Origin of the sequence: Streptomyces sp. NPDC087901 (assembly GCF_044742205.1) — a bacterium.
In the GTDB taxonomy this organism is placed as follows: Bacteria; Actinomycetota; Actinomycetes; order Streptomycetales; family Streptomycetaceae; genus Streptomyces.
Genome location: NZ_JBIUUC010000002.1, coordinates 716,473 through 739,738, shown reverse-complemented (window position 1 = coordinate 739,738; position 23,266 = coordinate 716,473). Strand labels below are relative to the sequence as shown.

The following is a 23,266-nucleotide window of genomic DNA, read 5'->3' as shown; positions in this document are numbered from 1 at the left end:
GGCACCTTTCACGGAAGCTGGAATTTCGCTCTCCGTAGGCATTACCACACACGGTGTGCATCTCCCGGGATCAACAAGCGGTATCGGGTTGACCGTTTGTGAGGTGATATGTGGCCCGCCGGTCCAGGAGGAGCGGGATCATCTTCCGGGCCGGCTGCCGCAGGGGCACGTACACACCGCCGCCGTCGGGCCGGGACGTCACGCCGTGCAGGGCCAGTTCGTCCCGCACGTCGGCGTATTGGTCCGCCGTGAGCCGGTAGCCGCAGGGCGGGTCGGCGAGGATCTCACCGGGCTCCGCCGTCTCGTTGTCCGCTCCCCCGAGATACACCGGCCCACGGTCGGCGAACCCGGCCGCGCGCGACCGGGCGGTGGCGGCGCGGATGCGGTCGCGCTCCTCGTCGGCGTAGGCGAACACGGCCTTGAGTGCCGCACGTTGGGACTGTACGCGGCGGCGTTGCCCCAGCGCCGGATCGGCCCTTTCGGCCTCGGAGAGCGCGTCCGCGCGGGATTCGACGAGAAGACCGATCGCGTGCTTGACGGCCGCCGCGTTGCGCAGGATGCGCTCCTGTCCGTCGCCCGCGGCCTGTTTGAGCGGGCTGTCGGTCACGGGGTCGGTCCATATGCCGTAGCGGCCGCTGCTGAATCCGGCGTCCAGGGCGGCCGGGCGTACGTGGCGTTCGGCCAGGCGCTCGGATTCGTCGTGCACCCGGTCGTCGGCGTTGAGGGTCCGGGGCCAGAGGACGTAGAGGTCCTTGTCGTAGTAGGGCGGGGTCGCACCGTACTCGTGGAGGTCCTCGATCACATCGGGCGCGCGGTCCCTGATGACCGCGGCGAGGGCGCGGGCCTCGGCGGTCCGCAGTGCCAGGTGATCGCGGTTGATGTCCAGACCGTCGGCGTTGCCGCGGGTGCCGGCGGACAGGCCGTCGGGGTTGGCGGTGGGCAGGACGAGGATCTCGGTACGGGAGAGAAAGGCGCGGGTCGCCCGGTCCGTGGCGTACGCGAGGTCGCGGATCGCCGTCAGGCACGCCTCGCGGCCCGCGGGTTCGTCGCCGTGCTGGCTGCACACCAGCAGCACGGTGAGCGCCGGGGTACGGCCGCCGCCGATCCGGACGAGGCGCAGGGGTCGCCCCTGTCGCGTCGTGCCGATCCGGTCCACGGAGACCCGGTCGCTGTGGCGGTCGACGGCGTCGAGCAGCGACCTCTCCTCTTCCGCACCGGTCCACCGGGCCCCGTCGGTGGCCTCGAAGCCCGTACGGGGCAAGGCGTGCGCCGCGTCGGAGGGCGCGGTGACCAGTGGGACGGCGAGTGCGGCGGCGACGGCCGCCAGGGCGAGGCTGCGTACGCGGTGGCGGCCGGAGCGGCTGCCGGAAGCGCGCGGCCCGGGGGCGGTCGTCGGCCGTGGCCGCTCGCCGAAGGGAGGCGTCACCGGTTGGAACCTTTGTCCGAACGGGGCGTCATCGGCCGGAGCCGTTCGCCGGGCGGGGCGTCATCGGCCGCTGCCTCCCGCACCCCTCGGACCGCCTGCGGACGGAGCCGCGGACGTACCGCGGCGGGCGCCCGGCACACGTATCGGCATGGGCGGAAGGTACCTCGGACGGGGCCCGCGCGACAGACCTCGGCGGACTCCTGCTCGGGGTTCCGTGTCCGGCACATCCGCGGGGTCCGCCGGAGTACCCGGCCACGCGGCCGCGGCCGCGATGATGCCCGGCCGCGGGCAGGCGGTGACAGCCCTTAGGCTGACGAGGTTCGCGCTGAGTGGCCGGGCCCGGCCGCTCGCTGCCTCATTCCGTGCCTCCGAGGAGCGTCTCTTGCCCGGTCCGACCCCCGATGCCCCTCACGAAGCGCGTCCCACGCTGGAGGCGGTGGCGGCCCGTGCCGGAGTCTCCCGGGCGACCGCCTCCCGGGTGGTGAACGGCGGTGCGGGGGTGCGGCAGCCGCTCGTGGACCAGGTCCGCAAGGCGGTCGAGGAGCTCGGCTACATACCGAACCACGCCGCGCGGACCCTGGTGACCCGGCGCAACGGGGCGGTCGCCGTGATCATCGACGAACCCGAGGTCCGGATCTTCTCCGACCCCTTCTTCTCCCAGCACATCCGCGGCATCAGTCGTGAACTCAGCGTGTACGACGCCCAGCTGGTCCTGCTCCTGGTGGAGGGCAGCGGGGACTTCGAGCGGGTCACCCGCTATCTGGCCGGCGGCCATGTCGACGGGGTGCTCGCCTTCTCGCTGCACACCGACGACGAGCTGCCCGCGGTCATCCGGAAGTTCCGGGTGCCGACCGTCTACGGCGGCCGCCCGGGACGGCCGGGCGCAGCCTCCGAACTCGCGGTCCCCTACGTGGACTGCGACAACCGTGGCGGCGCCCGCGAGGCCGTCCGCCGCCTGGTGTCGCTCGGCCGCCGGAACATCGCGCACATCGCGGGCCCACGCGACCAGACATCGGCGCTCGACCGGATCGACGGCTACGCCGACGTGCTGCCCGACGGCGATCCCGCCCTGGTCGTGGACGGTGACTTCACCGCCGAGGGCGGCGCCCAAGCGATGGCACAGTTGCTGGAGCGACGGCCGGACCTGGACGCCGTCTTCGCCGCCAACGACCTGATGGCCTCGGGCGCCCTGCGGGTACTGCGCGAACACGGCCGCCGGGTACCGCAGGACGTGGCCCTGGTCGGGTTCGACGACATGGAATCGGTCGCCGAAGCCACCGATCCTCCTCTGACGACGGTCCGTCAGGATGTGGTGGGCATGGGCAGGTTGATGGTCCGGCTCCTGATGGAACGGCTCGACGACGGAACCACCGGTGCCGATTCGGTGATCACGCCGACCGAGCTGATCCGGCGCGCCTCGGCGTGATCACCGGATCGGCGCACACACGGTGACGCCTCGACGTGACGGCGCCGCTCAGTGACGCCTCGACGTGACGGCGCCGCACGGTGACGCCTCGCGCAACGGCGCCGCACGATCGCCGGTGAGCGTGGTCAGCGGGCTCCGCGCCGCCGCGCTTCCCGGTGGGCCGCCCGTGCGCGCCGGGCTCGCGGCAGATACCGCAGCCGTTCCGGCAGCACCGGCACCACCACCCGCACCACGGCGCAGAACCGCCGCAGCCTGCGCTCCTGCGCGTCCGTCCACTCCAGGCCGAGCGCCTCGCGCGCGTCCGGCGGCATGAGCCCGACGGTGATGAAGCTGCGGAACCGGGCCAGCGGCGGCAGCAGCACCGGCCACAGGACCCGCAGCAGCAGCCGGAGCACCAGGGGGCCCCGGTCCGGGGGCGGCACCGGGGTGCCGGTGGCGACGAGCTCCTCGACGACGACGGTCCGTTCGATCTCGTCGGCGAGCATGCCGCGGTAGTAGGGCCAGAACTCCTCGATCGTCTGCGGCATGTCCCGGTCGTGGATCCCGAGCACCCGGCCCACCTGGAGCCACTCCCGGTACAGCGCCCGCTCCTGCTCCCGGCCGAGCGGGCGGATGAGGTACTGAGCCCCGTGCCGGTACACCGGGAAGCCGGTCGCGTGCACCCATGCGTAGTTCTCCGGTGACAGTGCGTGGTACGGACGGCCGCGGGTGTCGGTGCCCTGGATGGTGCGGTGCAGCCGGCGGAGCCTGCGCCCCTCCTCGGCGGCCTCCTCACCCCCGTACACCCAGAGTTGGAGCGAACTCAGGGAACGTTCCCCGCGCCCCCAGGGGTCCGTACGGAAGACGGAGTGTTCGTCGACGCCCGCACCTACCGCGGGGTGGGCGACCTGAAGGGTGAGGGCCGCCGGCAGCATCAGCAGGGCCCGGACGTCACCGGACAGGCTCCACAGCACTCCGCCGGGCGGCGGCGGTACGGGATCGGCGCCCCTGGCTGTCTCGCTGTTCATTCGGTGCTCCCGACGGTCGACGGGCACACGGATCGGCGCCCGGCCCCCTGCGTGATCCAGTATGCGAGCGCATCGCGAGTCGTGCGCACCCGGCTCCCGACCAGCCTGCCGCGGACCTGTCGCAGGCTGGTCCCAGGCACGGTCGTCGACGGCCCCGGCGGCGATGTCGGCGGCAGTGTTGACGGGACTCGTGAAACAAGTCGATAGTATTTGTAACTTTGACTCCCTGACCGGATGGTCCCTCATATTCCTTGCAGCACAGGTGAGTTGATCCGTCAGGCAGCGACAACCCGCAACAGCGGTCCCGCAGGGAGTCGGCACGCGGACAGGAGAGCGCATCATGGGCCGATACAGCCGCCTGCACGAGATACGCCGGATGGATCCGGCGCGCGACTACGCCGAGATCCTTCTGCTGATCTCCCAGTACGAGTTCCCCTGGGACTACCGCCAGGGGGTGAGCGTCGCCTTCCTCCGGGACTACGGCGTCCCCCGGATCTCCGTGCTCCTCGACCGGACCCAGGAGTTCGAACGGGCCGGGCAGAAGCGGTACGACGACACGGTGCTGATCGGGTACGAGATGGCCGCCGAGGGCTTCGACTCGGAGCGCGGACGGGCGGCCGCGCGTCATCTGAACCGGATCCACGGGAAGTACAGCATCCCGAACGACGACTTCCTCTACGTGCTGGCGACCACGGTCGTGGGGCCGAAGCGCTGGATCGACCGGTTCGGCTGGCGCCCCCTGTGCGCCCAGGAGGTCCAGGCGCTGGTGGAGGCGGGCCGCAAGACGGCGGCGGTCATGGGAATCGAGGACGCCCCCGACACGTACGAGGGGTTCGAGCGGCTCCTCGACTCCTACGAGGAGCGGATGTTCGCGTACGACCCGGCCAACCGGCGGGTCGCGAATGCCTCCTTCCGCGTCATGGCCAGCTGGTATCCGCGTCCGTTACGGCCCCTGGTGGCGAGATTCTCGCTCGCACTGCTCGACGAGCCGCTGCTGACGGCGCTGGGCTTCCGGCCGCAGCCGAGGTGGGCGCAGGCCTCCGCTTCGGCCGCCCTGCGCCTGCGTGCGCGGTGCGTACGCCGGCTGCCGGCCCGGCCGCGCCGGTTCCCCTCGCGCCCGCAGCCCCGTTCGTACCCCTTCGGCTGGCGGCTCGACGACCTCGGGCCGCACTGGGCCCGCAACCGCCCCCTGGAACCCTTGCCCGACGAGACGGAGGGAGCCGCCGACGGCCCTAGCCGGCCGACAGCAGCGGCACCAGATAGCAGTGGGCGAACTTCCTCACCTGATCGTCGTCGTCGAGCTCGAAACAGCTGACGGGATTGAGGAGGAAGGAGACGGTGATCCGCACCATCAGTTCGGCGACCGGGGTCGGGTCCGTCGACGGCCGCCCTTCCGCGCGCCGGGCCTCGCGCAGCCGGTCGGCCAGGTACGCGCGGATGGCGAGGAAGGCCGGCGCGCTCTCCAGCGTCAGGAACGGCAGCATCGTCTCGGGCTCCAGCCTCAGCAGACCACCGATGAGCGGATGCTCGCGGATGTGCCGGAGAACCGCGACGAAGCCCTCGACGAGCCGGTCCTCCGTCGTCGGCAGCGCGGCCACCGCATCGTCCACCTCCACCAGGAAGCGGTGGTACTCGCGCAGCAGACAGGCGGAGACGAGGCTGTCCTTGTTGCCGATCCGCCGGTACACGGTCACCCGCGAGACCCTGGCGCGCTTGGCGACGTCGTCGACGGTGGAGCGGCGCAGCCCGAAGGTCATGAACTGCTCGCGCGCGGCGTCCAGGATCTGCTCGCTCAGCGCATCGGAGGGCGGCGTCGCGCGGAGCGCCACGGCCAGCCGTGTCTCGTCGGTGCTCCGTGCCCTCATGGGCCCTCCCCCGTTCCACCGGTTCCACCCCACCATAGAAGGCGGAGTCGATACAGAGTGACCCACACCGTATTCCTGTAACAGCACGGGCAGGGCGCCCGCCGGAGTCCGGCGGGCGCCCTGCTGGTGGTGCGGTGTCGGCCGGGACTACTCGCAGGTCCCGGCGAACGTCTCGCGGGTCACCACGTCGGTGTCCGCGGCGCTCGTGTCCAGCCAGGCGATGCGCTGGCCGTCACCGAGGGACGGTGCCAGCTGGGCGCCGGAGGAGCAGGAGACGCGGCTGAACTGGTTGAGTCCGGCGACCACGTCGGCGGTCTTGGCGACCTGCACCTTGCCGGGTCCGTTCCAGGCGCCGAGTGCGCCCCAGACGTCGTACGTGGAGTACGCGAAGTACTCGTCGTTGACCGAGAACTGGGCGACGTACGTGCTCTTCGGGTAGGTCAGCTTCGCCGCCGTGGACAGATCCTCCAGCGGCGCCGACACGAACTTCGTGCTCGGGATCAGGAAACCACCGGCCTCACGCCAGAACACACGCTCCGAGGTGATCTGGATGTCCGAGACCCGGTCGAGGAGGAAGCCTGTGATCCGCTTGGTCTGCGTGGTGCCCTTCGCGATGTCGTAGACGTACACCCACGTGCCGTCGCCGCCGGCCCAGGCGATCCGGCCGTGCTTCATCGCAAGGCGGGCCGCCTTGGTTCCGGCCTCGGGGGTCACGTTGACCGTGCTGCCGTCTGGCGTACGGAGCATGACGTCCTGCTCGCCGTCGGCGGTGGTGCTGATGTAGGCGAGCGCGCCGTTGTCGGTCACCGGCTCGGTCTCGTCCGCGTCCGCGCTGTCGACCAGCTTCTTGATCGCGCCCTGGCCCTTGTCACCGGACCCGTAGATGCCGATGCCGTCGGCGGCGATGCGGGTGAAGGCTATGCGGTCGTCGTCCAGGGACGGGTCGAGCAGGTAGGCGTCCTTCTGTGCCAACTCGTGCTTCGGCTTCTTGTCGAAGCGGCCCACGGTGATCCCGAAGGCGGCGCTGCCCTGGTCCCAGGCGATGGCGTCGCCGTGACTGATCGCGTAGACGTCCCCGTTGATCTGCGCGGCCTGCTCGTCGATGGACCCGCCGTAAACCTCGTAGGCGGGCAGGACGCCTGCGCCGATGGTGGTGCCGTCGTGCGTGCCGCCCTTCTGCTCCCAGCCGTTCTCGATGCCGTGGTCGTCGAAGGCCTTGGTGATCACGGCGAGGTCCTGCGCGGAGACGTGCAGGGACTTCGCGGAGAGGAGGACCGCGTTGCGCATGTCGGTGAAGCCGGACAGCGGGGTGAGGTAGTTCTGCGCGGACCGGTAGACGATCTGGTCGGCGAGCTTGCTGTCGAGGTTCTTGCGCATGTCCCACAGTGCGCCGCCGACGATGGTGGAGTTGTGGTGCACTCCGCCGTTGTCGAAGTCGAGCGTGATGGGGTCGTAGTCCGTCTGCGCGTTGCGGCCGTCGTTCAGGTCGCGCAGGGCGCACTCCGCCAGCGGCTTGGTGCCGTTGCAGAGGTACTCACCGATGAGGCCGGACGTGGGTTCGCTCATGGCGATGCCCTTGTCGGCGGTCTCCATGGCGTTGCCGAAGTAGTCGGATATCGCCTCGTTGAGCGCGCCCGACTGGTTGAGGTAGACGAGACCGGCGGAGTGCTCGGTGACTCCGTGCGTCATCTCGTGGCCGACGACGTCCAGGCCGACGGACAGCGGTACGCCGCTCATGTGGCCGTAGACCATCTTGGAGCCGTCCCAGAAGGCGTTGGCGTAGTCCTTGCCGTTCGAGGCGACGTTGACGACGGAGTAGATCGTGCCGCCCTTGCCGTCGACGCCGTCGCGGCCGATCTGGTCCTTGTAGTACTCGTAGACCTTCGCGGCGTTCAGGTGCGCGTCCACCGCGCCCGACGTCGTGTTCGCGCCGTCGAACCGGTCGCTCGCCGACGTGCCCAGCGGAATGTCCTCGGTGACCGGACCGCCGGCGACGAGGGTGTAGTCCTTGCGCTGCGCGTCGTACGTACGGATCTGGCCGCCGGTCTGCGCGTACATGGCGCGCGTCGAGTCGACGAGCGTGTACGAGCCGTCCGCCTCCTTGTTGACGTTCAGCTTCGCCTCGCCGCCGTCGGCGCGTACGCCCGTCCCCTCCGCGGGCGACGCGTCAGCGGCGTCGATGTTGTTGTACGAGAGTGCGATGCCGCCCACGCGGGCGTCGACGTACACCTCCTGGCGCACCGGGCTGCCGTTCGCCTTGCCGCCGGTGACGGTGAAGTGCCAGGCGAGCCTGCCGCCCTGGGCGTCGGGGAGCACGGACAGGCCGTGTGCCTCGGTCTTCGCGCCCTGTACACCGGACAGGCGGCCGTCGAGCGTGAACATCCGCTGCTTCGCGGTGGCTTCGCTCACCGTGGGCGTGGTGGAGACCGTGAGGTCGGTGTAGAGCGTGCCGGTGGCGGAGGTGATCTGCTGGCCGCCGTCGGCCGCCTGCGTCTGTACCGCGTACTCGGCGCCGAACACCGGGACACCGTCGTGCTTCTGCTGGAAGCGCACCGAGGACTGCTTGCCGTCCTTGGTGGTCTTCACCGTGCTCAGGTCGGAGACCGGGACCTTGTACGTGTCCTGGTGAGCCTTCAGGTGGGCCCGGGCCGCCTCGGCCGGGGTGCCCTGCCGGGCGGCGGTGTCCAGGCCCTGGGTCATCGCGGGGGCGACACCTACCGGGTCCGTGGCGGGCGCCGCGGCGGGCGCCGTGGCGGTGTCGTCCGCCCAGGCCGGCGCGGCCAGCAGCGCCGCACCGGTGGCGGCGGCGACCACCCCGGTCGCCAGTATCCGCAACACGCTCGTTCGTCTCACAGGACCTCCCCATCGCACACCTGCGCCTGAGCCGTCGGAGCGTCTCGGGCGTTGACGTGCTGATCTTCGCCATGGGGGGCTGGTGTGAACAAGCGATAGTGCTGGCGCGAAAGCGCCGCGGCGTAATTACGCCTCAGGAATGCGCCTGTGCGACCGAGTTGTCCGATGTTTCGGGCAGCCATCCGGCCCGGGCCGCGTACCAGCCGAGCTGGAATCGCGTCGCCGCGCCCACCTCGTCCATCAGCGCGTGCAGCCGGCGCTGCACGGTGCGATGGCCCATCCCGAGCTGACGGGCGATGGCGGCGTCGGTCAGGCCGACGTGGAGAAGGGCCACTATCTGCCGGTCGATCGCCGCGACCGGGGACTCGGCGTCCTCGTTCGCACTGAGCGGGGTCAGCAGCCGCCCCTTCTCGAAGTACGCCTCGAAGAGCGCGACCAGGGCCGTCAGAAGACCGGTCCGATGGACGACGAGCGCGACCGGCTCGCTCTCGCGCTCCGGGTCCAGGGGCAGCAGGGCGATGCGGCGGTCCACGATGACGAGTTTGGTCGGCAGCCGGTCCGTGACGGAGATGTGCTGCCCCTGGGCGACGCACGAACCCACCACGGCCGCGGTTGCCGGATGCTCCAGCCACGCGCGTTCGACGACGCTGCGCACGGTGACCCCCCGGCGCATCATCTCGGAGTCCGCCTCTTCGTGGTTGTCCTCGAAGCTGAGCAGGGCGGGCATGTGCCTGGCCGGCACAAAGGTGCACACCTCGCTCCTGGCCTGACGCTGCATGGTCACCAGACGTCGTCGGACCGCCGCCGGACCGGACAGCACCTCCACCGGAGCCCCGGCCCCGTACATCTGCGCGGAACGGTGACGTTCGGAAAGGTCCCCCACGAGCGACTCGACCCGGTGCAGGGCGGACCGCCGGGACTCGAGGAGTGGCCCGAGCGCGAGCACGGGCGGGGCGGCCCGGTAGCGGAGCGTACCGTCGGAATCCTGCCGGTCGGCGCTGGCGAGCCCGCGTTCGACGAGCGAGTCGAGGACGCCCTCCACCGCCAGACCGCCCAACTGCCCGGAAAGGGTGCCCGGTTCACTCTCCGGGCGGTCCACGAGCAGACGGTAGACCGCGTCCTCGTCGGGCCCCAGCCCGAGCAACGTCAGCAGTGACGCGTCCACCGGGTCGCCCGGCCGCGTTCCTTCGTGATGACCGGCCGCTCCGCGCCCCGCCTCGGCACCCGCCACTGGATTCTCCCGTTCCTGCCGCCCCGTTGACGGCGGTCAGGCTATCCGGCGGCTTCCCGCAGCGCCCGCCTTGCAGGAGGCGTGGACAATGCGCAGACCCGCTCCCTCCGGTCGCATGCCCGGCCCGGGTATGGCCGTACGGGCCTTACTGACCGAAGTCGTACACGGTCACCGGAATGTCCCGGGCTGCCAGTCGCTTCTCGATCAGCGGCTCGATCCGGGACCACTTGCCGCCCGCCAGCCCGCAGCCGATCCGCGGCATATGGACCGAGGCCCCCAGCTCAAGGGCCCGGTCGGCCACCGCCGTCAATGCCGTGTCGATCGCCTCGTACCGCACCGGGACCCCGTTGCTCCCCGTTCGCATCCCCCGCTGGCCCACGGTGTTCGCCACCCAGACGTACGGGCTCACCTGCACGAACTGCACGGCGCCGAGGCCGAAGTCGTTGCCCGCGCGTTCCCGGTGCCATCGGCGGTAGGCCGCTTCGGGTTCGGGCCAGCGGCGCGAGAGAGCCAGGACGAACCCCTTGCCCCAGCCGCCGAGGTCGTTGCAGACATGGACGATCATCTTGACGCCCTTGCCATGGGGAGCGGTCGCGTCGCCCCGTATGTGAGTGATCTCGGACATGACGTCAGGCTAAGTGCGCCCACTGACAGCCGGGCTCTTTCACATCACTGGTGAGACAGCAATACTGTTGCACCGGAGTGATGCGCCCGCGCACAGCGGCCCACCCGCAGGCGGACACGAGGAGCAGACATGGCGACCGAGGGCGAGGAGCCGAAGCTCACCGTCGACGAACTGGCGGCGCGCGCCGGGGTGACCGTGCGCACGGTGCGTTTCTACAGCACCCGTGGACTGCTGCCGCCGCCGGTCATCGGGCCGCGCCGGGTCGGGCACTACGGGCACGAGCACCTCTCCCGGCTGGCGCTGATCGAGGAGCTCCAGCACCAGGGCATGACGCTCGCCGCGATCGAACGCTATCTGGAACAGCTGCCGCCCGATCTGAGCGCCCACGACCTCGCGATCCACCGGGCCCTGGTGGCCTCGTGGGCGCCCGATTCGGCAGAGGACGCGACCCGCGCGGAACTGGAGCGGCGCGCGGGGCGGCCGCTGTCCCAGCAGGACATCGACCGGCTGGCGGCGATGGGTGTGCTGGAGCGGTCCGATCCTGGAGACGGCGTGTTCCGGCTGGATCCGGGCCTGTTGCGGCTCGGCGTGGAGCTGCTCGAAGTGCCCATCGCGCACGAGACGATTCTCGCCGCCCGCACGGTCCTGCTGGAGCACACCCGCTCTGTCGCGCATGAGCTGACCCGGCTGTTCCGGGACGAGGTCTGGAATCCGTACCGGGAACGGGAGGCGGACCCGGAGCACCTCAAAGCGATGAAGTCGCTGTCGGCGGACATGCAGCCGATCGTGCTGCAGGCTCTGGTGACCGCCTTCCAGCGTTCACTCAGGGAGGAGTTGCGGGCCGCTTTCGCTGCCGAGTAGCGCCCCGGCGGGCCCGCACCCACGCGAGGTCGGGTGCGGGCCTGGCGGTGTCGGCGTCAGTCGTGGAAGGTCTCGCCCTTCTCCGCCTTCTCCACGAGCAGGGCGGGCGGCAGGAAGCGGTCGCCGTACCGCTCGGCGAGCTCCCGGGCGCGGGCGACGAATCCGGGCAGGCCGCCCTCGTACCCGTTGATGTACTGGAGCACGCCACCGGTCCACGCGGGGAAGCCGATGCCCATGATGGAGCCGATGTTGGCGTCGGCGACGGTGATCAGGACGTTCTCCTCCAGGCAGCGAACGCTGTCCAGGGCCTCGGAGAAGAGCATCCGTTCCTGCATGTCGGTGAACGGGACATCCGCGTCCGCCTTCGTGAAGTGCTCACGCAGGCCGGGCCACAGACGCGTGCGCTTCCCGTTCTCGTCGTACTCGTAGAAGCCCGCACCGCCGCTGCGGCCGGGGCGGCCGAACTCGTCGACCATCCGGTCGATGACCGCGTCCGCGGGGTGCCCGGCCCAGGTACCGCCCGCCTCCTCGACGGCCTTACGGGTCTCGTTGCGGATCTTGCGGGGCAGGGTCAGCGTCAACTCGTCCATCAGGGACAGCACCTTGGCCGGGTAGCCGGCCTGGGCCGCGGCCTGCTCGACGGAGGCGGGCTCGACGCCCTCGCCGACCATGGCGACGCCCTCGTTGATGAACTGGCCGATGACGCGCGAGGTGAAGAAGCCACGCGAATCGTTGACGACGATCGGCGTCTTCTTGATCCGGCGGACCAGGTCGAAGGCGCGGGCCAGGGCCTCGTCGCCGGTCTTCTCGCCCTTGATGATCTCGACGAGCGGCATCTTGTCGACGGGCGAGAAGAAGTGCAGCCCGATGAAGTCGACGGGGCGCTCGACCCCTTCGGCCAGCGCCGTGATGGGCAGCGTCGAGGTGTTGGAGCAGAGCAGGGCGTCGGGCTCGATGATGTCCTGGATCTCCTGGAACACCTTGTGCTTGAGCGCGGTGTCCTCGAAGACGGCCTCGATGACGGCGTCGCAGCCCGCGAGGTCGGCCGGGTCACCGGTCGGAGTGATGCGGGCCAGCAGCTCGTCCCGCTCGGCCTCGGTCGTACGGCCCCGGGAGAGCGCCTTGGCGAGCAGCTTCTCGCTGTACGCCTTGCCCTTGGCGGCGGCCTCCGTGGAGACGTCCTTGAGAACGACGTCGATACCGGCCCGGGCGCAGGAGTAGGCGATGCCCGCGCCCATCATCCCGGCGCCGAGGACGGCGACCTTGCGGACCGGGCGCTCCTCGATGCCCTTGGGGCGGCTGGCACCGGAGTTGACGGCCTGGAGGTCGAAGAAGAACGCCTGGATCATGTTCTTCGAGACCTGGCCGGTGACCAGCTCGGTGAAGTACCGGGCCTCGATGGTCAGCGCGGTCTCGAAGTCGACCTGCGAGCCCTCGACGGCGGCGGCCAGGATGTTGCGCGGTGCGGGCATGGGGGCGCCGGCGAGCTGCTTCTTCAGGTTGGACGGGAAGGCCGGCAGGTTGGCGGCGAACTTGGGGTTCGACGGGGTGCCGCCGGGGATCCGGTAGCCCTTGACGTCCCAGGGCTGCTGGGACTCGGGGTTCGCGTCGATGAAGGCCCTGGCCTTGTCGAGCATCTCCTCGGGGGTGGCTGCGACCTCGTGGACCAGGCCGTTCTCCAGGGCCCGCCGCGGGGTGTACTGAGTGCCCTGTAGGAGGACCTTGAGCAGCGCGTCGGCGATGCCCATGAGCCGTACGGTGCGGGTGACGCCGCCGCCGGCGGGCAGCAGGCCGAGGGTGACCTCGGGCAGGCCGATGCGGGAGCCCGGGGCGTCGAGGGCGACGCGGTGGTGGGAGGCGAGGGCGATCTCGTAACCGCCGCCGAGGGCCGCGCCGTTGATGGCGGCGACGACGGGCTTGCCGAGGGTCTCGATGCGGCGCAGCGACCTCTTGATCGCGGTGCCGGTGTCGAACGCCTGCTGGGCGTTCTCGGGGCCGACCTTGATCATGTCCTTGAGGTCGCCGCCGGCGAAGAAGGTCTTCTTGGCGGAGGTGTAGATGATGCCGCGGATGGTGTCCTTCTCGGCCTCGGCGCGGTCGGCGACGGCCGCGATGGAGTCCCTGAAGGCCTGGTTCATCGTGTTGGCGGACTGGTTGGGGTCGTCGAGTACGAGGGTGACGACGCCGGTCTCGTCCTGTTCCCAGCGAATGGTCGTGCTCTCGGTCATTTGCTTGTCTTCTCCGTAGGAAGGGGAACGGTCAGAGACGCTCGATGACGGTGGCGATGCCCATGCCGCCGCCCACGCAGAGGGTGGCGAGGCCGTAGCGCTTGTCCCGGCGCTCCAGTTCGTCGATGAGCGTGCCGAGGATCATCGCGCCGGTGGCGCCGAGCGGGTGGCCGAGCGCGATGGCGCCGCCGTTGACGTTGATCTTGTCCAGGGAGAGCCCCATGTCGCGGGCGAAGCGCAGGACGACGCCGGCGAAGGCCTCGTTGATCTCGACGAGGTCGATGTCGTCGATGGTCAGCCCCGCCTTGGCGAGCGCCTTCCGGGTGGCGGGCGCAGGGCCGGTGAGCATGATGGTGGGCTCGGAGCCGGAGACTGCGGCGGAGACGATCCGGGCGCGCGGGGTGAGTCCGTAACGCTCGCCGATCTCCTTCGAGCCGATCGCGACGAGGGCGGCTCCGTCGACGATGCCGGAGGAGTTGCCCGCGTGGTGGACGTGGTCGATCTTCTCCACCCAGTGGTACTTCTGGAGCGCCACCGCGTCGAAGCCGCCCATCTCGCCGATCGCCGCGAACGACGGCTTCAGTGAGGCGAGGGAGTCGGCGGTGGTACCGGGGCGCATGTGCTCGTCGTGGTCGAGGACGACGAGGCCGTTGCGGTCCTTGACGGGGACGACGGACCGCGCGAAGCGGTTGTCCTTCCACGCCTCGGCGGCCCGCTCCTGCGACAGTGCGGCGAACTCGTCGACGTCGCGGCGCGAGAAGCCCTCGATGGTCGCGATGAGGTCGGCGCCGATGCCCTGCGGTGCGAACCCGGTCTCGTAGTTCGTCATCGGGTCCATCGCCCAGGCGCCGCCGTCGGAGCCCATCGGGACGCGGGACATCGACTCGACGCCGCCCGCGAGGATGAGGTCCTCCCAGCCCGAACGGACCTTGGCGGCTGCCAGGTTGACGGCCTCCAGGCCCGATGCGCAGAAGCGGTTCTCCTGAACGCCGGCGACGGTGTCGGGAAGGCCGGCCGCGATCGCGGCGACGCGCGCGATGTCGGACCCCTGGTCGCCGAGCGGGCTGACCACGCCGAGGACGATGTCGTCGATGGCAGCCGGGTCAAGACCAGGGAAGCGGCCGCGGAGCTCGTGGATCAGGCCGACGACGAGGTCGATCGGCTTGGTGCCGTGCAGGGCCCCGTTGGCCTTGCCGCGGCCGCGCGGGGTGCGGATCGCGTCGTAGACGAATGCTTCGGTACTCAAGACAGCTGCCTTTCGAGGGTGGTGGCGCAACAGGGCCGGGCAAACAGGTCGGGCACACAGGCCGGGCAAGCGAGCCGGGCGGAACAGGCCGGCCGGCGGGGGCAGGCGTGCGGGGTCAGGCGAGCAGCGAGCGGCCGATGATCTCCTTCATGATCTCGGTCGTTCCGCCGTAGATGGTCTGGATGCGACCGTCGACGAACGCCCTGGCCACCGGGAACTCCGCCATGTAGCCGTATCCGCCGTGCAGTTGGAGGCAGCGGTCGGCGACGCGCTTCTGCAGTTCGGTCGCCCACCACTTCGCCATGGAGGCGTGCACGGCGTCGAGCGTCCCTTCCGAGTGGTCGACGATGCACCGGTCGAGGAAGGCCCGGGTGACGGCGCACTCGGTGGCCATTTCCGCGATCTCGAAGCGGATGTGCTGAAGCTTGGACAGCGGCCGCCCGAAGGCCTCGCGCTCCTTGACGTACGTGGTGGTGATCTCCAGGAGGTGTTCGGCGGCGGCGATCCCGGCGACGGCTATGCCCATCCGCTCCTGGGCGAGATTGGTCATCAGGTGGATGAAGGCGCCGTCGAGCTCACCGAGGAGGTTCTCCTTGGGGACACGCACGTCGTTGAAGAACAGCTCGGCGGTGTCCTGGGACTTCTGGCCGATCTTGTCCAGGTTGCGGCCCCGTTCGAAGCCCTCGGCACCGCGCTCGACGACGATGAGCGAGAGCCCCTTGGCTCCGCCCTCGGGGGTCGTCTTCGCGACGACGACCACCAGGTCGGCGAGGATGCCGTTGGAGATGAACGTCTTCGAGCCGTTGAGCAGCCAGTGGTCGCCCTGGTCCTCGGCGGTGGTGCGGATGCCCTGGAGGTCGGACCCCGCGCCCGGTTCGGTCATCGCGATGGCGGTGATGATCTCGCCGCTGCAGAAGCCGGGCAGCCAGCGCCGCTTCTGCTCCTCGGTGGCGAGGCCGGTCAGGTAGGGGCCGATGATGTCGTTGTGCAGCCCGAGCGCGAGACCGGGGGCGCCCGCCCGGGTGAACTCCTCGGCGAGGACCGCGCTGTAGCGGAAGTCGGTGTTCCCGCCGCCCCCGTACTCCTCGGGTACGGCGAGGCCGAGCAGCCCCTGCCGTCCGGCGGCGAGCCAGGCCCGGCGCGAGACGATGCCGTCCTTCTCCCACTGTTCGTAGTGCGGGAGGACCTCCTTCGTCAGGAAGGTGCGGACGGTCTCGCGGAACGCGTCGTGCTCATCGGTGAAGATCTGCCGCTGCATCAGTCGGTCGTGTCCTTCCGGGTGGTCCGCAGGGCCGGTACGCCCCAGTCGGCGGCGACGGCTTCGGTGTCCGCACCCGGCCGCGCCGGTCCGCTGTGCACCGAGGAGGGCGTGGCCGAGAACCTGGGCGCGGGCGCGGGCTGGGTGAGTGCGCCGTGTTCGACGAAGGTGGAGCGGGCGACGAGGTGCGGGTGGTGCGGTGCCTCGCGCAGGGAGAGGACCGGTGCCACACAGGCGTCCGAGCCGTCGAAGACCTCGGTCCACTCGGTGCGGGTACGGGTGCGGAACCGGGCGGCGACGACGCTGCGCAACTCGTCCCAGCGGGCGATGTCGCCCCGGTCGGGGGCCGTGTCCCCCATGCCGAGGAGCTCGGTGAACTCCGCGTAGAACCGCTTCTCGAGCGGGCCGACCGCCATGTACTCGCCGTCCGCGGTCTCGTACGAGCCGTAGAAGGGGCAGCCACCGTCCAGGAGGTTGGAGCCGCGTCGGTCCTGCCAGCCGCCTGCCTGCAGCATGCCGTGGATCATCATGGTCAGGTGCGCGGTGCCGTCGACGATCGCCGCGTCGACGACCTGTCCGGTGCCACCGGGGGTCCGGGCGTGCTGGAGGGCGGCGAGGACACCGACGACGAGATAGAGCGAGCCGCCCGCGTAGTCGCCGAGCAGGTTGGCCGGGACGGTGGGCGGCTCCCCCGGCTTGCCGATCATGGAGAGAGCACCGGTGACGGCGATGTACGCGATGTCGTGTCCGGCCCGCTCGGCGAGGGGACCGTCCTGGCCCCAGCCGGTCATGCGTCCGTAGACGAGCTGCGGATTGCGGGCCAGGCAGACGTCCGGGCCCACTCCCAGGCGTTCGGCGACGCCCGGCCGGTACCCCTCGATCAGGACGTCGGCGCGCTCGACCAGGTCCAGGACGGTGCCCGGACCGGATGAGGCCTTGAGATCGACGAGGACGGAGCGCTTGTTGCGGTTGGTGAGGTCGCGGGCCGGGTCGATGCCGAGGCCGGCGCCCCCGGGCCGGTCGACCCGGACCACGTCGGCGCCCAGGTCGGCCAGGAGCATCGCGGCGAACGGGCCGGGCCCGATGCCTGCCAGTTCGACCACGCGCACCCCGGCCAGCGGGCCGCGCGGACCGTGCGAGCCGTTCACTGTCGTTGCCATCGAGCCCCCAGCGGTGTGACACAACCGATGTAACATCGATGATGCTAAGAACGCACCGCGCTCCGCACAACCCCTTGGGGCGAGCAAGCGCTTAGTTGTTCTCCCTGGGATCCTCCCTCATGAAGCCTCCCCGGCCACACAGCGCCACGGCCGCCTCGGCTACCCTCTGCCTGCTACATCGGCGCCGGCCCCTGCGGAGGCACTCGTGAACAGGCAGACCGGGGCACCACGCCCCTATGACGTAGTCCTCTTCGGCGCCACCGGTTTCGTGGGTGTGCTCACCGCCGAGTATCTGGCGGCCCATGCCCCGGACGGCTGCCGCTGGGCCCTGGCCGGCCGCAACCGCGCCAAACTGGAACAGCTGCGCAACCGCCTCACCGCGCTGCATCCGCACTGCGCGGACATACCGCTGCTGCACGCCGATGCCGACGACGCGGACACGCTGCGCGCACTGGCCGAGTCCACTCATGTGGTGGCCACGACCGTGGGCCCGTACGTCTGGTACGGAGAGAAGCTGGTCGCGGCCTGCGCCGAGGCAGGCACGGACTACACGGACCTCTCGGGCGAGCCGGAGTTCGCCGACCGGATGTATCTGGAGCACGATGCCCGGGCGCGCGAGACCGGCGCACGGATCGTGCACGCCTGCGGTTTCGACTCCGTACCGCACGATCTCGGTGTGTACTTCACGGTCCGGCAGCTGCCGGAGGACGTCCCGCTCCGCATCGACGGATTCGTCCGCTCCAACGCCGTTTTCTCGGGCGGTACGTTCGCCTCCGCGCTCACGGCCATGGGCCGCGGGCCGCAGATGCTGCGCGCCGCCAAGGAACGCCGGCTGCACGAGCCGCGGCTGGTCGCCCGCCGCGCCCGCGCCCCGCTCGGCGGGCCGCACTTCAGCACGGAGACCGGCACCTGGGCCCTTCCGTTGCCGACGCTCGACGCTCAGATCGTGGAGCGCTCGGCCCGCGCACTCCCCCGCTACGGCCCCGACTTCCGCTACCGGCACTTCGCCTCGGTCAAGCACCTGCCGGTGGCCCTTGGCGGCACGGCGGCACTGGGCGCCCTGCTCGGCGCGGCGCAGCTGCCGGCCGTACGGAACTGGCTGATGGACCGCTACGAGCCCGGGTCCGGCCCGGACCAGGAGCGCCGCCGTCGGAGCTGGTTCACGGTCCGGTTCGTCGGCGAGGGCGGCGGCCGCCGGGTCTTCACCGAGGTGTCGGGCGGCGATCCGGGCTACGACGAGACGGCGAAGATGCTGGCGGAGTCGGCACTGAGCCTGGCGCTGGACGAGCTTCCCCCGACATCGGGTCAGGTCACCACGGCCGTCGCGATGGGCGACGCGCTGCTCGAACGGCTGCGCGGGGCCGGTCTGCGCTTCCGGGTGGCGGCCGTGCGCTGACACGCCACCGGCGGACGCCGCCTAGAAGATCCAGGAGGCCAGGGTGTAGAGCATCGCCCCGGCCCAGACGAGGCCGACCGCACCCCCGGTCAGCATGCCCAGCGCCACACGGCGCTGAGCGGGGTGAAGAGGGGCGGTTCGGGCATTTGAGCGAGATGCGTTCATGTGTCCAGAGTGCCGACCATGATCGGCGGGCGCTATCCGTACGGATACTCAGACGCCCCGGCACCGTGCCCGCACCGGCCCTCAGACGGTGGCCTCGCGGAGCACCCGCCTGCACAGCGCGTCGGCCCGGCGGGTCGTCTCCGGCTGACGGAAGTCCCGGGCCAACGACAGCGTGTGCGCGCAGGCGTTGTCCAGGCCGGTGCGGTGTCCTACCGAGACGTACACCGGTTTGGTGCCGTCCTGGGTGCGCAGCGCCTGCCCCACTTCCTCGCCCCCGTCGAGCAGCGGCGACCGGTCGCCGCGGTGGGGCCCGGGCTGTTCGTACGAGAAGGTGAACGGGTTCTTCGCGACGCCGATGACGGGGAGCCCGGTGAGCACGCCCAGATGGCTGGCGAGGCCGAAACGGCGCGGGTGAGCCCGTCCGTAGCCGTCGCAGACGACGAGACCCGGGTCGACGGGCAGGGACTCCAGGGCGGCCAGCACGGTGGGGATCTCGCGGAAGGCGAGGAGTCCCGGGACGTACGGGAAAGTCACCTGCCCGACGGCGGTGGACTCGGCCACCACCTCCAGCGTGGCCGCGTCGAGCACGACGGCCGCCGCCACGACGACGTCACGCTCGTCGTCGTAGGCGACGTCGACGCCCGTCACCCGGCCGGTGCCCGGCGGCGGCCCGGGCTCGTCGAGCACCACCCGGGCGCGCAGAGTGTCCTGGAGAGCGCGGGCCTCGGCCTCGTCGGCGGGCATCCGAAGTGTTGTCATGATGCCGGTCAGCTTAGGGCGCGGCTTCAGCGGACGGCCGCGCGTGCGGCCCGCCCCTTCTCTCCGGCTGCCCAGCAGCTCCCGTCCGCGGTGCAGTCGACCGTGTCGTACGACCCGGTGCCGACCGTGCGCCAGGTGCGTCCGCCGTCCGTGGTGAGGTCGGTGCCGGTCGGACCGACCGCCAGTGCGGCCGACCGGCTGTGCGGCAGCCAGGCGACGCCCGAGCGGTAGGCGGCCGGCGGCGACTGGGACGGCCGCCAGCCGCGGCCGCCGTCGGAGGTGACGGCCGCGGCTCGGGGCGACAGCTGGTCGGCGCGGTAGTCGCCGCCGACCGCGATGCCGTGGGTGCGGTCCCGGAAGGCGAGGCCGAACACACCCCGGGCGGGGTCCCCGGCCGGAACCGGCGATGCGGTCGCTGTCCAGGTCAGCCCGCGGTCGCCCGAGTGCAGGACCCGGGCGGTGGCCGCCCCGCCCGTGGCCAGCCAGACGTCCTTCGGACCGGCGCTGACCAGGCACTGCCCACTGGCCGCGAACCCCGTCTCGCCCGCCTGGGCCTGCGGCATGCCGGCGCTGGGCAGCACGTTCCAGCTGCGGCCGCCGTCGGCGGTGGACAGGATCCGGAACCGCCCGTCCACGGGGTCGCTCATGGCGAGGCCGTGGCGGCTGTCGAAGAACGTGAGGCAGTCGTAGAAGGCGCGTGCGTCGGTGTTGCGGAAGGACTCGGTCCAGGTGGCCCCGCCGTCGTCCGTACGCAGTACCCGGGAGGCCTCGCCGTCGCCGATGGCCAGGGCCACCGCCCGCCGGGCGTCGAAGGCCTCGATGTCGCGGAACTCCAGCCCCGCGTCGGCCGCACCGGGAGGCGAGACGTCGCGCCAGTGCCGGCCGCCGTCCGTGGTGCGCAGCACGGTGCCGTTGGAGCCCGCGAGCCACGCCGTGCGGCTGCTGACGGCCGCGAGACCGCGGAAGCGGGCGTCCGTCCCGGTGTCGGTGGGCGTCCAGGCCGGTCCGTGCCGTTCGCCGGGTGCCGCGTGGGCCGCGGGTGCGGCCAGCGCGGCCGCCAGGGCCGCCCCGCACAGTCCCAGTGACATCAGTCGTCGCGTCTTCCCCAAGGCCCTCATGGCGCTGGAAGCTAACCCACGGGCCACTCCCCGTCCAGGGTGCATCGCCGGGAAATGGGCACGTGATGATCAGGCAGCGGTGTGCGGTGACGCAGCTCACGCCATGCTCCGGTGCACGAATCGGCGCGTTCCGTCGTCTGTATGAGTGCCGGGAACCGTTCATCCGGTCGCGAGAGGGAGCAGGTCTTGTCCACCGTTATCGAACAGTCCGTGAAGGCCCGCATGGTCGCATCCGCCCCGCAGATGGAGACGCTTCCCGCAGTCCTGAGCTACGACCGCACGGATCCCTTCGCCGTACGCATGGCGTTCCCCGCGCCGGCGACGCTGGAGGGTACCGAGGTGTCCTGGGAGTTCTCCCGGGAGCTGCTGGCAGCGGGGATGGACACGCCGGCGGGGATCGGGGACGTACGCGTCAGGCCCTTCGGATACGACCGCACGGTGCTGGAGTTCCACGCCGCGGAAGGCATCGCCATGGTGCACGTGCGCACGGCTGAGCTGCGCCGTTTCCTGCGGCGCGCGCAGGAACTGGTCCCCGCCGGGGACGAGTACCGCTTCCTGGACCTGGACCGGAGTCTGACGGATCTGCTCGACGGTTCCTGCTGAACCGGGGGCCTTGGGGGACGCCCGCGCGGATCAGGGGCCGTCGGGGTCACCGCCGCGAGTCAGGGGCCCCGGGGTCACCCGCGCGGGGCACACGCACTAATTCGCTTGCCCCGTTCCGCGGCCCGCCGTACCTTCGTTGATGTCCTTGTTGTCGCCGATAGGAGTAGGACGTTGCTCGTCTGAGGTCTTGAGACACCGTGTTGCGCGTCGTGTCATGTCTGCACATGTCCGCGTGCCCGAGTGTGACCTCAGCTCTTCGAGCCGTCCTCCGCGACCAGGGCCTTCCCCTCTCCACTTCCGGAAATTCTTCCGTGGAAGGCCAGTGACCGGTGTCTCGCCCCGTTGCCCCTGCCCTTCCTCGCAACCGGGAGATTCCTTATGTCTACCCCCCTGACCCACATCACCTGCTCGTCGCTGTCCTTCGCATGGCCCGACGGCAGCCCGGCCCTGGACGACTTCCATCTCACCGTGGGACCCGGCCGCACCGGACTCATCGGGCTCAACGGCTCGGGGAAGTCGACCCTGCTGCGGCTGATCGCCGGTGAACTCACGCCTGTCGAGGGCCACATCAGGACGGCGGGCGAGGTCGGCTACCTGCCGCAGAACCTGGTCCTGGACACCGCGCTGCGCGTCGACGCCGCCCTGGGCATCGCCGGAACCCGTGCGGCACTGCACGCCATCGAGGCGGGCGATGTCGGCGAGGAGCGGTTCGCCGCCGTCGGTGACGACTGGGACGTGGAGGAGCGGGCGCTCGCCACGCTCGACCAGCTCGGCCTCGGGCACATCGGGCTCGACCGCACCATCGGCGAGATGTCGGGCGGTGAGTGCGTGCTGCTGCGCCTGGCGGCGCTGCTGCTGGCCCGGCCCGAGGTGCTGCTGCTGGACGAACCGACGAACAACCTGGATCTGTACGCACGACGGCGCCTCTACGCGGCGGTCGACGCGTGGAACGGCGTGCTCGTCGTCGTCAGCCACGACCGGGAGCTCCTGGAGCGGGTCGACCAGATCGCCGATCTGCGGGACGGCTCGGTCACCTGGTACGGCGGGAACCTCTCGGCGTACGAGGAGGCGCTCGCCGTGGAACAGGAGGCCGCCGAGCGGATGGTGCGGGTCGCCGAGGCCGATGTGCACCGCCAGAAGCGCGAGCTCGCCGAGGCGCAGGTCAAGCTGGCACGGCGCAAGCGTTACGGACAGAAGATGCAGGAGAGCAAACGCGAACCGAAGATCGTCATGGGCGCCCGCAAGCGCGCCGCCCAGGAGTCGGCGGGCAAGCACCGGATCATGCACGCGGAGAAGCTGGCCGAGGCGAAGGAGCGCCTCGACGACGCTGTCGAAGCGGTGCGGGACGACGCCGAGATCAGGGTCGAACTGCCGCACACCAAGGTTCATCCGGGCCAGGGCGTGCTGATGCTGAACAGTCTGGAACTGGCATACGGGGCACGGGTGCAGGGTTCGTTCGAGGTGCGCGGTCCGGAGCGCATCGCGCTGGTCGGACGTAACGGTGCGGGCAAGACCACGCTGTTGCGTACGCTGGCCGGCGAGCTGTCACCGGTGTCCGGCGAGGCTTCGGTGCGGTTGCCGATGCGTTTTCTGCCGCAGCGGCTGGATGTGCTGGACGACGGGTTGAGCGTGGTGGAGAACGTGGCGCGGTTCGCACCGGATGCCACGGACAACCGGATCAGGGCGCGACTGGCACATTTTCTGTTCAGGGGCGCACGGGCGGACCGGCCTGCCGGGACCCTGTCGGGCGGTGAGCGGTTCCGTGCGGCTCTGGCCGCGCTGCTGCTGGCGGAGCCGGCACCTCAGCTGCTGATGCTGGACGAGCCGACGAACAACCTGGACATGGCGAGCGTGCACCGGCTGACGGCGGCACTCGATTCGTACGAGGGAGCGCTGATCGTGGCGAGCCACGACGTACCGTTCCTCGAATCGATCGGCATCACGCGCTGGCTGCTGCTCGACGGCGGTCTCCGGGACACGACGGCCGAGGAGGTGCGCACCGGCCTGTGACATACGGGGGCACAGGGCAGTGGGTCTGC

19 protein-coding genes are annotated in these 23,266 nt (G+C 70.8%); 6 read left to right on the top strand and 13 right to left on the bottom strand.

Annotation, left to right across the window (positions count from 1 at the left end; all coding sequences use genetic code 11):
* Positions 1–70: 70 nt before the first annotated feature.
* Positions 71–1,426, bottom strand: a complete 1,356-nt coding sequence (locus ACIOEW_RS08700; protein WP_401962626.1) for a M14 family metallocarboxypeptidase — start codon at positions 1,424–1,426, stop codon at positions 71–73.
* A gap of 382 nt (positions 1,427–1,808) precedes the next feature.
* Between ACIOEW_RS08700 and ACIOEW_RS08695 the strand changes: the two genes are divergently transcribed.
* Positions 1,809–2,852 carry a LacI family DNA-binding transcriptional regulator gene (locus ACIOEW_RS08695; protein WP_401962624.1) on the top strand — a complete coding sequence of 348 codons (1,044 nt, stop codon included), beginning with the start codon at positions 1,809–1,811 and terminating at the stop codon, positions 2,850–2,852.
* 125 nt (positions 2,853–2,977) lie between these two features.
* Here ACIOEW_RS08695 and ACIOEW_RS08690 read toward each other — a convergent pair whose 3' ends face one another.
* The gene (locus ACIOEW_RS08690) at positions 2,978–3,859 is read right to left on the bottom strand and encodes an oxygenase MpaB family protein (RefSeq protein WP_401962621.1); all 882 of its coding nucleotides are present in this window, start codon (positions 3,857–3,859) and stop codon (positions 2,978–2,980) included.
* Between the two features lie 340 nt (positions 3,860–4,199).
* Between ACIOEW_RS08690 and ACIOEW_RS08685 the strand changes: the two genes are divergently transcribed.
* A complete protein-coding gene (locus ACIOEW_RS08685; protein ID WP_401962618.1) occupies positions 4,200–5,174 on the top strand; it encodes an oxygenase MpaB family protein in 975 nt (324 codons plus the stop codon).
* On the opposite strand, the gene ACIOEW_RS08680 is transcribed toward ACIOEW_RS08685, so the two are convergent.
* The 4 genes from ACIOEW_RS08680 to ACIOEW_RS08665 form a co-directional block, all read right to left on the bottom strand.
* A complete protein-coding gene (locus tag ACIOEW_RS08680; RefSeq protein ID WP_401962616.1) occupies positions 5,092–5,724 on the bottom strand; it encodes a TetR/AcrR family transcriptional regulator in 633 nt (210 codons plus the stop codon). The genes ACIOEW_RS08685 and ACIOEW_RS08680 overlap by 83 nt on opposite strands.
* Before the next feature lie 147 nt (positions 5,725–5,871).
* Entirely contained in the window at positions 5,872–8,577 is a 2,706-nt protein-coding gene (locus tag ACIOEW_RS08675; protein WP_401962613.1) for a M4 family metallopeptidase, read from the bottom strand.
* Between the two features lie 133 nt (positions 8,578–8,710).
* Positions 8,711–9,808 (bottom strand): hypothetical protein, encoded by a 1,098-nt coding sequence (locus ACIOEW_RS08670; protein ID WP_401962610.1) that lies wholly within the window; start codon positions 9,806–9,808, stop codon positions 8,711–8,713.
* A gap of 145 nt (positions 9,809–9,953) precedes the next feature.
* Positions 9,954–10,433: a macro domain-containing protein gene (locus tag ACIOEW_RS08665; RefSeq protein ID WP_401962607.1), complete on the bottom strand. Its 480-nt coding sequence runs from the start codon at positions 10,431–10,433 to the stop codon at positions 9,954–9,956.
* Between the two features lie 129 nt (positions 10,434–10,562).
* Between ACIOEW_RS08665 and ACIOEW_RS08660 the strand changes: the two genes are divergently transcribed.
* Positions 10,563–11,294 (top strand): MerR family transcriptional regulator, encoded by a 732-nt coding sequence (locus tag ACIOEW_RS08660; RefSeq protein WP_401962604.1) that lies wholly within the window; start codon positions 10,563–10,565, stop codon positions 11,292–11,294.
* A 56-nt stretch (positions 11,295–11,350) separates the two neighbouring features.
* Here ACIOEW_RS08660 and ACIOEW_RS08655 read toward each other — a convergent pair whose 3' ends face one another.
* From ACIOEW_RS08655 to ACIOEW_RS08640, 4 genes are all read right to left on the bottom strand, one after another.
* Positions 11,351–13,522 (bottom strand): 3-hydroxyacyl-CoA dehydrogenase NAD-binding domain-containing protein, encoded by a 2,172-nt coding sequence (locus tag ACIOEW_RS08655; protein ID WP_401962601.1) that lies wholly within the window; start codon positions 13,520–13,522, stop codon positions 11,351–11,353.
* 31 nt (positions 13,523–13,553) lie between these two features.
* The gene (locus ACIOEW_RS08650; RefSeq protein ID WP_362541780.1) at positions 13,554–14,768 is read right to left on the bottom strand and encodes an acetyl-CoA C-acetyltransferase; all 1,215 of its coding nucleotides are present in this window, start codon (positions 14,766–14,768) and stop codon (positions 13,554–13,556) included.
* 115 nt (positions 14,769–14,883) lie between these two features.
* On the bottom strand, positions 14,884–16,026 hold the full coding sequence (locus ACIOEW_RS08645) for an acyl-CoA dehydrogenase family protein (RefSeq protein ID WP_362541783.1): 1,143 nt from the start codon (positions 16,024–16,026) through the stop codon (positions 14,884–14,886).
* Entirely contained in the window at positions 16,026–17,186 is a 1,161-nt protein-coding gene (locus ACIOEW_RS08640; protein WP_401962597.1) for a CaiB/BaiF CoA transferase family protein, read from the bottom strand. Before ACIOEW_RS08640 ends, ACIOEW_RS08645 begins: the two co-directional genes overlap by 1 nt.
* Positions 17,187–17,391: 205 nt before the next feature.
* Here ACIOEW_RS08640 and ACIOEW_RS08635 point away from each other — a divergent pair, with 205 nt between their 5' ends.
* Complete coding sequence (locus tag ACIOEW_RS08635) at positions 17,392–18,582, top strand: saccharopine dehydrogenase NADP-binding domain-containing protein (protein ID WP_362541789.1); 1,191 nt, start codon at positions 17,392–17,394, stop codon at positions 18,580–18,582.
* A 21-nt stretch (positions 18,583–18,603) separates the two neighbouring features.
* Here the strand turns inward: ACIOEW_RS08635 and mmpA are convergent, their stop codons facing one another.
* The 3 genes from mmpA to ACIOEW_RS08620 form a co-directional block, all read right to left on the bottom strand.
* On the bottom strand, positions 18,604–18,747 hold the full coding sequence (gene mmpA, locus ACIOEW_RS08630; RefSeq protein ID WP_362541792.1) for a morphogenic membrane protein MmpA: 144 nt from the start codon (positions 18,745–18,747) through the stop codon (positions 18,604–18,606).
* 81 nt (positions 18,748–18,828) lie between these two features.
* Positions 18,829–19,506 (bottom strand): endonuclease V, encoded by a 678-nt coding sequence (locus ACIOEW_RS08625; RefSeq protein WP_362541795.1) that lies wholly within the window; start codon positions 19,504–19,506, stop codon positions 18,829–18,831.
* Between the two features lie 26 nt (positions 19,507–19,532).
* A complete protein-coding gene (locus tag ACIOEW_RS08620; protein ID WP_362541798.1) occupies positions 19,533–20,624 on the bottom strand; it encodes an oxidoreductase in 1,092 nt (363 codons plus the stop codon).
* 186 nt (positions 20,625–20,810) lie between these two features.
* Here ACIOEW_RS08620 and ACIOEW_RS08615 point away from each other — a divergent pair, with 186 nt between their 5' ends.
* A complete protein-coding gene (locus ACIOEW_RS08615) occupies positions 20,811–21,227 on the top strand; it encodes an SsgA family sporulation/cell division regulator (RefSeq protein WP_362541801.1) in 417 nt (138 codons plus the stop codon).
* A 378-nt stretch (positions 21,228–21,605) separates the two neighbouring features.
* The gene (locus ACIOEW_RS08610; protein ID WP_401962591.1) at positions 21,606–23,237 is read left to right on the top strand and encodes an ABC-F family ATP-binding cassette domain-containing protein; all 1,632 of its coding nucleotides are present in this window, start codon (positions 21,606–21,608) and stop codon (positions 23,235–23,237) included.
* The last annotated feature ends 29 nt before the right edge of the window (positions 23,238–23,266 follow it).